The sequence below is a fragment of the Tildeniella sp. genome, assembly GCF_059505325.1.
On the sequence record NZ_JCACKI010000072.1, the window covers coordinates 202,886 to 215,350 of the forward strand.

7 protein-coding genes are annotated in these 12,465 nt (G+C 51.0%); all 7 read right to left on the reverse strand.

Annotated features, from left to right (window positions below; genetic code table 11):
• Positions 1-12 precede the first annotated feature (12 nt).
• Complete coding sequence (locus AC5JO6_RS25880; RefSeq protein WP_496083917.1) at positions 13-444, reverse strand: hypothetical protein; 432 nt, start codon at positions 442-444, stop codon at positions 13-15.
• 371 nt (positions 445-815) lie between these two features.
• On the reverse strand, positions 816-5,030 hold the full coding sequence (locus AC5JO6_RS25885) for an Eco57I restriction-modification methylase domain-containing protein (protein WP_496083918.1): 4,215 nt from the start codon (positions 5,028-5,030) through the stop codon (positions 816-818).
• A 5-nt stretch (positions 5,031-5,035) separates the two neighbouring features.
• Positions 5,036-5,752 (reverse strand): HNH endonuclease, encoded by a 717-nt coding sequence (locus AC5JO6_RS25890; protein ID WP_496083919.1) that lies wholly within the window; start codon positions 5,750-5,752, stop codon positions 5,036-5,038.
• Complete coding sequence (locus AC5JO6_RS25895; protein ID WP_496083920.1) at positions 5,749-7,089, reverse strand: AAA family ATPase; 1,341 nt, start codon at positions 7,087-7,089, stop codon at positions 5,749-5,751. The genes AC5JO6_RS25890 and AC5JO6_RS25895 overlap by 4 nt, the downstream gene beginning before the upstream one ends.
• 37 nt (positions 7,090-7,126) lie before the next feature.
• A complete protein-coding gene (gene drmD, locus AC5JO6_RS25900; RefSeq protein WP_496083921.1) occupies positions 7,127-10,279 on the reverse strand; it encodes a DISARM system SNF2-like helicase DrmD in 3,153 nt (1,050 codons plus the stop codon).
• 8 nt (positions 10,280-10,287) lie between these two features.
• Complete coding sequence (locus AC5JO6_RS25905) at positions 10,288-10,425, reverse strand: hypothetical protein (RefSeq protein ID WP_496083922.1); 138 nt, start codon at positions 10,423-10,425, stop codon at positions 10,288-10,290.
• Positions 10,426-10,460: 35 nt separating this feature from the next.
• The gene (locus tag AC5JO6_RS25910) at positions 10,461-11,774 is read right to left on the reverse strand and encodes a glucosaminidase domain-containing protein (protein ID WP_496083923.1); all 1,314 of its coding nucleotides are present in this window, start codon (positions 11,772-11,774) and stop codon (positions 10,461-10,463) included.
• Between the last annotated feature and the right edge of the window lie 691 nt (positions 11,775-12,465).

Below are 12,465 nucleotides of genomic sequence, written 5' to 3' on the forward strand. Positions count from 1 at the left end.
TAAACTGTCGTTTTAAGCGACTGAAACTAGCGACTTAAGACGCTTAGCAAGGTGCTCTGCGTAAGGCTTAGCTCCAGCTTCTAACTTAAAGTCAGTAGGACTCTTCGCCAATTGTTCTATCTTTGACGCATAGTAAGCCAATGGTTTTGCTAGATTACTCACTTGCAAATTGTGAATGCACCATTTTTCTAGCAAGTAGTAACTGCCAGTAATTGTAGAAAATCCAACCAGTTCGATAAAACTGGTGAGATCTTTAGCTGGATCTTTACTGGTGAAGGGCTTATTCATTTCGTAATACTTGTCTACTGCATCGGTATACAAGCGCAAAACTTCTGCAACATCAGCAACATGTGGTTGCATCTGTCTCTCGATATCTTGAAGGGATGGCAAGGTTGGATGGTGCATATATTTCAATTTGCTTCTGATACTAGACAAGTCGTGCATAAAACTTTCCTCAAAGCCTTTTCTTTTCTATACGAAAAGCTCACCTTGAGTCCGGACAATCTGTTGGTCTAACTCAAGATTTGACTGTGTAGAAAGAAGAAGAACTGTTAGAAAGTTTGAATTGGAAAGAATTACAGTTCAGCAAAGCACAGTTAGCAGTCCTTGCTGAACACTATAGAGCAACCTGCTTTTTGAATATAGTACATAAGAACTACAGTGTCTACTTTTTTAGCTCATAATTCTTTAGATAAAATTGCGGTAGATATGAGTTGTAGAGTTGTAGAGGGATGCAGTGCATTGAGAAGTTCTTAGAGTATCTACGTGTGAGTGACCGAATCTACGAGCGCTGAAATCACTGTCACAGACCGAATCTACAACAAAGACATCTGCCCATCGTCAGCTTGAGCATCTTCTTGCTTGCTACTGGTTTTACCCTTTGCCTTCTGCCCTTTCCCTTTTGCCTTCTTCTTATCGTGCATACCCTGGGCGACTTCTTCGGCGTAGCGTTGATGGTTTAACTCCAAGAGCCGATCGAGCACTTCCCGTCTTGCCACTTCGCTGATGGTGAAGCGATCGCCCTGTTTGGTCTGATGAAAACCGTGCTCTAAGGCGAGGTCTTGCCAACCGTAGGCAGCGGCTACTGCCTGATCCATCTCAACATGCAACTCTCGCAATGTCTGAATATCACTTGCCGTCTCGTTGGCATCATGGAAGCGGTTGTAAGTTTTGGTCAGCCCTTCCTGCCGATCGCGCATGACTGCCTGACGATGGGTGTAGTAGGTTTCGCCGATCGTGTTGAGAGTTGGGAATTGGATGCTGAGATCTGAAGGATCGGGTGTGGGGAAGGGAAAATTTTCAAAGCCATCAGTCGGAGAAAAGCGAATTCCGGCATCTCTCATTGTTGAGCAATATTCCCAAGCCCAGAAAACATAAATCGATGATTGAGCAAGAGCAAAACTAGCATTATTTGCAATTGCCAACACAACTAACTGTTCACTGTAAACCTGCAATTTTGGTACAAGTGCAAACATAAGCAACTTACTCACTCTAGCTGCTACCAAAACCAGATCGCATTCTGAAATCGCCTCATAAAGTGCTGGTCTTTTATCTGCATAAATCCACCATTTTTGGGGGAGTGGAGTTCTAAGGGCAAAGTCTCCATCATCTTTCTTTCGTGTACGCTCAGGTTTAACCTTCGCTTCGACAATCATCAAACAATCGGGATAATCAGCGGCATAGGGCGCACCTTTAGGCTTTTTGGGATCATCATGCTCAGCATCCAGAGGCCAATCGAAAAAGTTAATTACCCAACGGCTTGGTGATTGTTCAGCATTGCTGTTCAAATCCTGTCCATTGAGATAAGGAAACAGAACATCTTTGTTTTTGAGGTCTTTAGCTATCAAAGCTTGAGCCTCCTCCGGTTCCAGCACAAAGCCCATTCCTAAAATATAAGAACCGATAAAAGACTTATTTTCATTGCTTAATAAGCAATGGGGACTACCTAACGCTTTCCCCGGAGCAGTCAAAAATGCTGTTATTCCGTCTACAGGGTTTTCATTCAACACAAAGTTCTGTTGCCAGTCCCCCTTATGCAACCATACATAGGCTACTTCTAGCGCTGCGGTTCCCGGCCATGGGCGGCTGGGCACAGCACGGGGGATCGTGTAGCCCTGGGCAACCAATTGATCCAATCCCACCTCGCGGGTGTCGCCTTGGGCGATGGTATTGGTAGCGACGAGTCCGAGATTGCCGCCGGATGCAATCAGGTTCCCGGCATTCAAAAAGAAGTAAGCGCAGAGATCGGCATTTCCTCGCGCACCTTTTGCTAAATATTCCACTAAGAGTGTTCGGTAGTCAGTGCCCACAGCTCCAGTTATTTTCTTTCCGCCTTGAAATGGTGGATTCCCCACAATGGCGGAAAAACCCCTCGGTGCATCGTCCTGCAAAAACACTTCAGGAAACTCCAACAGCCAATGAAACGGTTTGCGAAGCGGTTGATTGGCTGGATTGCCCAGATTCATCATGCGTTCAGTCTTTGCCAGAATCGCAGCAATCTCCCGGTTCTGCTTCTCCGCATCGGGTTCATCCAACGCCTCAATCACCACCTCCGCCAACACCTGAATTTCCTCATCCGTCAGGTCAGAGGTTTTGCCCGCCTGCGCCAATGCCTCCGCCACCAAAAAATCGCCCACATGCCGCACATGGGCGATCGCTGCTTCTGCCTCACGGTTGAGCTGTTCCTTCTTCTGAATATCGGCAATATCGGACACGCTAAAGTTTTCTAGCTCTTGCCGTTTGGCGATCGCTCGTTGCACAAAGGGTTTCCAGCGATCGGACACCGTTCTCAGTTGTACCGCTTCTTTTTCAGGATTCAGTTTCAGAAACTCGATTTGCTCTGGTCTGGTAATCCCCAGCAGCGAATCGCCCCACTTCAGCGCATGATCCACAAACGTAAACGGTCGCCCCTTCGCCAGCGTCACCAACCACAGCGACAGTTTCGCCATCTCTACCGCCAACGGGTTTTTATCGACTCCGTAGAGACAGCGATCCGCCACAATCCGCCGTGCCACCGCCAACCGCTCATCCGCATCCTTCGGAATCGGGCACTCCTCTGGACGTGCCCCCGACAGCGTGCCCTCTGGCGCAATTACCACCTGCCCCGGATGCTCTGCCTCCGCCTGCTGCCACGCCTCCACCAGCTTTCCAGCCAGATAGCGACAGGTCTGCACCAAAAACGCCCCACTGCCCATTGCCATATCGCAAATCTTCAGTTGCAGCAATGCCGCCGCCGATCGCAACCGCCACTCTTCCTTCGGCTTGCCCTCTGCCACGCCCTCATACACCAACGGCTCCAGCGTATACTGCACAATCTCCTCCGTCAGATTGCGCGGCGTGTAGTGCGTCCCAGATTGACGGCGATCGACCCCCTCCGTCATATACACCGCCCCTGCCGGAATCACCACCGGGTAGCCCAGCGTATCCTGCCGAATTAACCCAGCGAAGGGAAGGACGCGATCGAGCAGTGCCGAGTCATTGTTGCAAGCCGATCGCAAACGCTGCTGGTCGCGTGGCTCAAGCTCCGCACCCAAGGCTTTCTTCAACGCAGAGAGCGATCGTCCCGTCTGCTCCTTCAACCACGCCAGCAACGCCGCTTCACCTTGCGCCTGGAACCGCTCTAATTCTGCCAGTGCCACCTCTGGTTCCTCATAGCGCGTGCCCACCAGCCCCAACACCGTCGAGGTTGCCCGCACCGCCGTATGATCCAGCAAGCCCTCATAGACGTGCCCGATCTGCTCAATATCCAACGCCCGAAACGACAGCCGACGCGGTTCCACGCCACCGCCCGGTACTCGAATTTGCAGGATTTGCAGCGCCTCTAGCAAGTGCAACACAATCCGGTTATTGATCCGCAGCGGATCAGCCCCTGTTTCCTGCCAATGCGTCCCCTGCCCCCGCCCCTCCAGAAACGGAAAGCGATCGGGGTCAAACAAACTGCCGCCATAGGCTGGAAGCTGCAATGTATCGTGAAAAATGCCGCCATACACTGCCCGAAAGGTTGCCAACAAGCGACACCAGGCATCCGATCGCCGCTCCAACACTTCTTCCCCATGCAAATCGGCGTGCGAGCGCAACTGTTCCCGCAACGTAGACACCGCATAATGCTGGTCATAAATCGGGTCGCCCAACAGCAACAACCCCCGCTCCTCCGCACAAAAGAGAAACACCAGCCGCATCATCACTGTCAGAGCCGCCTCATAAAGCTGAGACTCGGCAATGTCTTTCAGCAAAGCTCCATTTTGATCCTGGTCGAGACGAGCGATCGCCTGCACTAGTACCTCTACAGCCCGCCGCACCTGATAGCCCAACTGGTCGGTCACTTCCTGCTGATCCGCCACGCTCTGGGTCAGCAACGCCTCCAGCGTCTGGGAGTCCTCGACCCCAAAGAACCGTCGCGCCACCAACAAACTCCGAAACGCCCGCAGCGTCAGATGCTCCTCTACCCACAGGATGCTGTACCAGGAAATAAACCCCGTTGTCTCTCCCTTCGGCGCATTCACCAGCATCCAGTGTTCGCCATTCGTCACCAGTCCCAACCGCGCATTACAGGCGTGCAGCAACTCCATCATTCGAGTCGCCGGACTCGCCGCCCACCGCGATCCCTTTAACGGCTTCTCTAAAGCCTGCCCTGATGGCACAAGTTGCACCAGTAACCGAGGCTTCCCCGCCTCCGCTGTCCCTGCCGGATTCACGATCACCCAATCCGGACGTAGGGTTTCGTTTTGTTCGGCAATGGCCACGCTCAACCCCGGTGGCATCTGCTGCCCACTCAGCAACACGTCCTCCGGCAATTCCAGCGTTTGCTTCAGCACAAACTCCACCCACGCCCGATGGATCGCTGGCTCCGGCTTCAACCCAAACTGGCTGTCCTGCCATTCTTCGTAAGCCGATCGCAACAGCTTCAAAGGCTCCGGCTCATGGGCATCCAACCCTGCTGGAAACGCCTTGAGCAGCACCGGCAAGCTCAGAAATGGACCCGATGCTTCAACCAGCGACAACCATTCAGCGTGATGACGTGCAGTAGACATGAATATTAAGGGAGGTGAGGACAAATATGAATAAGAGCAAAAGCACTATACTCAGCACCCGGTTCACACGACTCTTTCAAAAGTGCTATTGCTCCTGGATGACCAGTTTTAGCAAGTTCGAGTAGGACAATTAATAATTTGATGTGTTGACTGCGAATTTTTAGTAGCTCTTTACGGTTTAACTCGAAAACCCGTTCAACCTCTTGTCCTTTAGCATCACGACCATAAATACTTGCAAGTTCAGCAACTTCATCCCAGGAAAAGTCAAGATGGGTATTAGGATTTATCACTCCATCTGTTGGATCAATGAATAAGGGGTTACCACTAGAATCAACAGGAAACTTTGTTCCTTTATGTCCAGCATCGTTGCAGATATCACAAGAGAGAAGAAGATTCGTCCATTCAAAAGCTAGATGTTCGAAAGCTGGATCACTTTTGGGTCGAAAGTGTTCAATTGCACCGTAGGTGATGTGGGGGATTCTACTCTCGCAGTAAGCACACTTACCCAAAAACATTTTTACAAGGGCTTTTTTTATATCATCATGTCTGTACTTTTCTATAGCCTGTTTAAGCTTGTTCCGAGCTTTATTGATCTCATTCTTCTTGGAAGGATCAGCAAGTGCGTTGTTTAAGCTATCTCTTGTCTCTTTCACCTTCCTCAGCCATCTAACACCATTTCTTGTGATTGCTTTAGGCTCAGGTATTCGCGTTACAGGAATCATTGAGGTAAAGTCTCCTCAAGAAAAGCATTGATCCGTGCTTCTAAACTATTTGGTTCAGGAGGCCCACCTATTGGCTGTGCTTCTTTCATGAATTCCCTAAGCTCTTTAAGCTCTTCTTTCTCATGTTCGTTCAATCTATCTTTTCTTCTAGAGAGTTCGTGATATTGCTCGATTTTCTTTTGTGTTTCTGGAGAATGTGTAGATTCCAAACCAAAAGCAGGGCTTCTCAGAAGATGATCAGCATCAAGGGCAGAAAGTTCCATGTTTGTGATTGGAGTCACCTTTGATTCACCATCGATTACCTCTAGTAGTAAAGTTAAAGCATCATCTCCTGAACCTGCGACAATCAGTGGGCTGTGAGTAGCAACTATGAATTGAATTTTTGGAAATACATCTCTTAACCAATCAGCTATTTTCCTTTGCCAAGCTGGATGCAAATGGCTTTCCAATTCATCAATCAAAACCACTCCTCTTGCCTCCTTTAAGTTCTCTAACCCAGGAAATGCTTGTAATACTCGCCAAATCAAGTCGCTAGCAAATGCAATCATGCTTCTGTAACCATCTGCCAGTCCTAAAGCTGAAACCCTCTTACCATCGACATCAAACTGAATAAGTCCATCAGGTGTAACTTCAGCAATTTTTATATTGCCAGGTAAAACTCGTTCTATTGCTGCCTCTCCCAGATCGCGCATACGCTTCGCCTCATTATCATCTGGGGCTTTTGCAAGTCGAAAATCTAAATAGACCATCCACTGTTCAAAAGAACTGAACGTATAGTCGTCATTGAAGAGAGAAATAAAATTGCCAGCACGGTTTGGTTTCTCGAGTTTTCCAGGAATTACCACTTCTGAACTACGAGACATGCGGCGAAAAATACCATATCCTGCTGAGAACCATCCATGTTCATAAAAACTAAATGCATTTTTCCTAAGCCAATTCAAACCTTTTTCCTTCCCAGGTATGATTGTTGGTTGCGAATACCACTCTTTAGATACCTCAAGTTGTTGACTCCCAGTAATGAGATAAGAATATGAAAACTGTTTTTCTTTTGAATTTTCACCAGAATTAGCTTTGTCAACAGGATCTCTGTGTAAAGTAATTTTTATTTTTCCTGGAATTGTTGGCTCACGAACCCAGAATTTTGGTTGCGGTAAAAGCTTTCTGGTAGCTTCTGGTCCTGCAAGAAGTAAAGCTAGAGCCTGAAGCAGCGTACTTTTTCCTACTCCATTTGTACCAATCAAATTTATCCACAAAGATGGTTTTGATTTTGAGCCGAAGCAAATTTCCTGCTTCTTAAAAAGCTTAATATTTTCAAGCGCAATTCTCTCAACCCACATATCTCAACCTGCTTGGTAAACAATCCATGATATGCATTTATCTTGCCAGTTTCTGTGGGACTAGGAACATAACTGCCAAAGGGAACAGCCGTGCTGTCGGGTTTTCAAACCGCTTCTGGATCAGACTCGTTTCCTGTTCAATCTCCTGTGGAATTTGGGCTGCTCTGGCTTTGAGGCTGTTCATATTTCGCTCAAACTGCTCTCGTTCTGGGTTGCTAAAGAGCGTCAATTGCTCCACCTGCGGTTCGTCCAACTCCCTGAGAATGCTGGTTCGCAATTCAGTGAGGATGGCAGCAATGTCAGCCATCTCCTTCTCTGCCCGGTTCTGCAAATCCCGTTGCAGGCTGACGGTTCGCTCGCCCTGCCGCACTGTGAGTGCCTGCATCAGCGGCTCGGCGCATTTGTCCCACCGCGCCGCCAACTGCTGCTGCATTGCTGCGGGCACTTCACCAGCAGCCACTGCTCCTAACGCCGCCTGTAGCGGCATCACACCCAGACGGCTAAAGCGCCCTTCCTTCAACACCCCACCTGCCGTAATCACCTCTTCATGCAGCCGTTGCTGGTCACTTCCTAGCAGCACCAGTCGCCCATACGCCACCACTGCTGGCGTTTCTAACCCTGCCTTCGAGGACACCACTCTGGCAGCCACTCGATGCAGTTGCTTTCTGCCCTCTGTAGACCAGACCTCTGCCCGCAGCAACCGTAAACACATCTGCACCAAACGGTGATTCAGGTGTGCCAGCACCACATCATCGCGTCCATGTGCCGCATCAGCATCAAACACGATCGGACGCATTACTTTGGTGTGAGGATGCTCTAACCCCTCCGCGCAGACAGCCCAGCTACTCTTCAGGGGTGGCAAATGAAACACTGGACCCTTCACCCCTTCAACTGTTGTCTCGATTAAGGGGGGCTGATCGGCCAACTCCAAGCCAATCCGCACCACTGCTTCCACGTTTTCTGGTGTCAGCCGCAGATTTTGCCGCGTCTCCTGTAACTGCTCGCGCAGCTTCTCAATTTGCTCTCGCACCTTGCGTTCAAACTTGAGCATCCGCCGCACCGGTGCCGATTCTTGCTCTGCCCTAGCAGTGTCGAGTGTCACCCGTCGCCCCAACATCGCCTCTTCCACCTGGGCTGCAATGACCGGACCGACTTTGCCCAGGTCTTCCCGAATATTGTTTACCTTGAGCGCCGCCCGCATCAGGAACTCTAGATCCCCATCTAAATCACCAGGACGAATCCCGCTCGTGGCTTGCTCCTGGTAGCCCTTGCCCACAAAATGGTAAATCCGTACTTCAGGCGCTCGCTGTCCATGACGGTCAATCCGCCCATTCCGCTGCTCCATCCGGTTAGGGTTCCAGGGAATTTCGTAGTGGATCAGCCGCGAACAGAAGTTTTGTAAGTCCAGACCTTCGGAAGCCGCATCAGTCGCCAGCAGAATCCGCACGGGAGACACATCGGGATGCGTTTGAAAGGCTGCTTTCACCGCTTCGCGATCGTCCGATTGCATCCCACCATAAAGCGTCAGCAGGCGATCGCCTTGCGCCAACCCTTCGGCTGCTAGCAGGTTATGGAGCCATTTCTGCGTGGCTCGATACTCGGTGAAGATAATCACGCGCTCGTTTGACCACTGCCCTTGGGGACGAATGGTGGCGTTGATCCAGTCGAGCAGTTGGGTTGCCTTAGCGTCGGGCTGTTGGGCTGCCCCTTCCGCCCACTGAAGCATCTCTCGCAGCAAGCCTTGTTCTTCTGCTGTCAACGTCCGAAATAAACGGCTAGTATGGCTGATCGACTCATCTGTCACCGCTTCATACACGGCATCGTCAGCAAATTCTTCTTCCACCTGCTCTAGTTGTCGCCGCAATAGCCCTTCCGTTGGTTTCGATAGGCTACTGGTTTGCCGCCGCCGTGCGGTCGTTAAGGACTCTTGGTGCTGCGTCAGGGTTGTGAGGAATGCCTGTGGACAGGAAAACAGCCGTTTCTTGAGCAGCTTTAAGACAAACTCCGTGGCGTACTTTTCCAGGTTGTCGTGAGCGCCCTTTGTTCGCAGTTCGGTATACCGCTTCAGGGACGCATGCGCCTGACGCTCTGCCTGCGGATAGTCGACCGCGATCGCCACCAACTTCCGTTCGGGAAACATCGGGGAATCATCCCAATTTTTCATCTCCTGCTTCAAGCGCCGCACCATCACCACTTGCAGTTGGTTGCGATCCGGTTCGACCCCTCTCGCAAACCGCTGAGCATCCAACAGTTCGAGCAAGGCTGTAAAGCTTTCGGGATAACCATTATGAGGGGTGGCAGTGAGAAAGAGCTTGTGCTCAAAGTGCGGCACCAGCAAGCGAATAGTCGCCGTTCGCTGTGAGTCGATCGCATATTGCCCACTGCCTGAAGGAGCCACGTTATGGGCTTCATCCACAATCAGCAGATCAAAGCGACGTGGATAAAGCGATTCCCCTTCGGCTGGCAGCACTTCTCGAAACAGTCGCAGGGGGCGATCGCGCTTGAGGAAGTCGATCGAGGTAATGAGTCGCGGGAAATGCACCCAGGGATTCACATGAATGCCCCGTTGCCGTCGTAGTGACTTCATCAACGTACTATCGACAAGCCGAAACTCTAGCCCAAACTTGTCCCGCATCTGATCGCGCCACTGCACTTGCAGCGATGACGGACACACAATCAGCATCCGGCGACAGCGATGACGAATGATCAGTTCTTGGGCGACCAATCCCGCTTCGATCGTTTTCCCCAGTCCCACATCATCTGCAATCAGCAAGTTGACCCGGGGCATTTGAATGGCCCGTACCACTGGGTCAAGTTGATAATCCTCAATATCAATCCCACTGCGAAAGGGAGCTTGCAGTGTGCGAATATCTGCCGAAGATGCCGCACCCCAGCGCACAGCATCAAGGAAGGCATCCAAGCGAGCCGGATCATCAAAACCAGTCGGTTGCGGTAACTCTACCCGCTCATACACCTGCGTCCCAGGCTCTAATTCCCAAATCACCTGCAGTTCTTCCCCCAGTCCATCATCCTCAATCGAGGAGAGCAGGACTAGGCTTTGGGGTGGTGTTGCTGTTGGCAGGAGGGGACTGGCGGGCAGCGTGGTTTGACGGACAGCCGTCACGACATACTGTCGCTGCCGGACTCTCACCAGTTGTCCCTGCTCTGGCGTTGCTTGCGTGGCACTCATAAGAAAATTTAGTCGCTTGCCTCATCGAGTCTGGCACAAGCATCCCCCTTGGTCATCATGCCCATCTGCAGCAATAAAGGCGTACTGCTGCCATCGAGATTGCCAACGACTGAAAGCGGTTGTTCAGCCAAGAGTGTTTTTTGCACTGGCAGAGGGGCACTTGATACCGACGATCGCGCCCCTAGAGTAAGCCTGCCGACCCATACAAGCGTCTGAGCAACGCGAGAATCTTGGCACCATAGTCAGCCTCGGCTGACCAGCGCCGACTGAGTTGCTCGACTCTGGGAGCGACGCCTCGGGTCACAAAGGAAAAACGTGGATCAACCACTGCCTGCACCAACGGTGCCTCATTGGCGTAGGCTTTTAGGTGCTGAATATGAGCGCGCACTCCAATCTGGGCATTCGGAAAGCTAGCCGATTCGCGACTCCCACCAATTGCGCCGAGACCACCAAAATTGTTTTGAGTCGGTGGCAACAAACTGCTAAAGGCAAAGCAATTAGTTTCTAACAAAGCTTGCGCAAAGGCGACATCAGGATTGACACCTTCGATCGACGCCTCTGCTTGATAAAGTTGGGCGATGTCAGGCAACTTCTGCAACCCTTCGGGGTTTACCTGCTTGAGAAACACCTCATAGTCTGAGGGCAGGAGATAGCCAGGACCAATAATGTCGCCCAACGCTTCTGGCTGAAAGGACAGGAGCGTCTGTAGCAGTGCTGTACTTGTTTCGGACTCCCAACCAACCAGCACGCCAGCTTCACGCAGTTCAATGGCGCGGATGTAAGTGACACCGCCATAGTGACGCCATCCCGCTGTTGTCGCACGGGGTATGGCAATGGCATATTGATCAATCAGCTCAGCAGGCACATAGGCATTGCCTTCGACCAGGATGCCCTGCTCGCTGTACATTTGTCCGTTGATACTGACTGGAATGGGCGGCAAGGGCAAACCGGTGCGCGGCTCGGCTAAACGGCGACTCCACTGCAACAAACCTTTGAAAAGACCGTGCGCTAATTCGTTGAAGCGCTCAAACATGAGATCCCGGTCTTTCAAATTGGTGACAAAGCCGAGACTTAAAACTAGTGAAGGAATGCTGATCTGGCGAGTGAAAGCCAAGCTGCCGCTTGCCGTGGCTGTATCGGGTTGCACCCCACGACTGACCAGCGCTGGCACTTGCTGCGCCAGCGCTTGCAAAAGGTGTTCGGCTTGAGTCCGCCGTTCCGTGTTGTTAGCGAGATAAAAAACGCTGGTGCCTCGCACATTCGCACTGGGGAAGGTCGCGGTTTCAAGCGCTAAAGCCACATCGCCGGGTTGTGCTCGCACATTAATCCAGGCGATCGCCTTTGGCAAACTCAGTCCCACCGGCACTTCTAAAACCGAAAAGCCTTGACCTTTTAGCTCTCCAGCGCTCTGGTGATGCAGCCGCGCCAAGAAGGCTGTATCAATGTCGCCATCAATGGGGCTTCCTTGTTCAGCCCAGAGAAAAATTCGTCCCATCACTTCACCCCTTCACTTGGAAAACTCTGTACGCGACCGGCTGCTGTTTGACGATCAAATGGTGTTTGACAAAAGGCTTTCGCGAGATACCTGGCAGTATGGGGCTACCACGACAGCATCACCTTCCTGAAAACCAAATTGAGCCCTAACACCAGCATCCAGTGGATGGCCATTGCACCTATCTACCAACAACTAAACCGCCGCTCCCGCAACCGCTTACGGGTACGTGATGCTCAAGACCAGCTTCAACACTGCATGCTTTATGCAGCTCAGCTTTGCGACATCCATGATGCAAATTGACCTAAGTGTCGCTTGCTTAGCAGCAAACTTCCGACCCAGTGGTAGCAGCAAGCTAAAATTGGCTAGACCTCACGAAAAGCTTCTCTAAAGCGCAACACTGATCGGCAAAGATGCAAGAAAGCCGGTCTGTGTCTTGCTGTTGGTTCTCGGTGAACATTGTTCTGAGGGTCTTCACTCTACTGACACGCTAGGGGGAATATACGATGACCAGTTCATGGGTACTTATTATAACGTGGAAAAATCCAAGCTGAACGCCAACACTCTGTCTTTAGAGCTGATTGATCAAGAAAGCTGCAAGGCTGCTAGATAAGTCTTAAACAGTTCTTAGCCCCCACGCTTAGTGATGTAGAAAAGTCTTGAAAGTACTGATATGCCGTTGTCTCAATGAGAC

Excerpts from the sequence above, each read along its gene's own strand:
- AC5JO6_RS25880 (WP_496083917.1), bottom strand. The coding sequence starts at position 444 with ATGCACGACTTGTCTAGTATCAGAAGCAAATTGAAATATATGCACCAT.
- AC5JO6_RS25885 (WP_496083918.1), bottom strand. The coding sequence starts at position 5,030 with ATGTCTACTGCACGTCATCACGCTGAATGGTTGTCGCTGGTTGAAGCA.
- AC5JO6_RS25890 (WP_496083919.1), bottom strand. The coding sequence starts at position 5,752 with ATGATTCCTGTAACGCGAATACCTGAGCCTAAAGCAATCACAAGAAAT.
- AC5JO6_RS25895 (WP_496083920.1), bottom strand. The coding sequence starts at position 7,089 with ATGTGGGTTGAGAGAATTGCGCTTGAAAATATTAAGCTTTTTAAGAAG.
- drmD (WP_496083921.1), bottom strand. The coding sequence starts at position 10,279 with ATGAGTGCCACGCAAGCAACGCCAGAGCAGGGACAACTGGTGAGAGTC.
- AC5JO6_RS25910 (WP_496083923.1), bottom strand. The coding sequence starts at position 11,774 with ATGGGACGAATTTTTCTCTGGGCTGAACAAGGAAGCCCCATTGATGGC.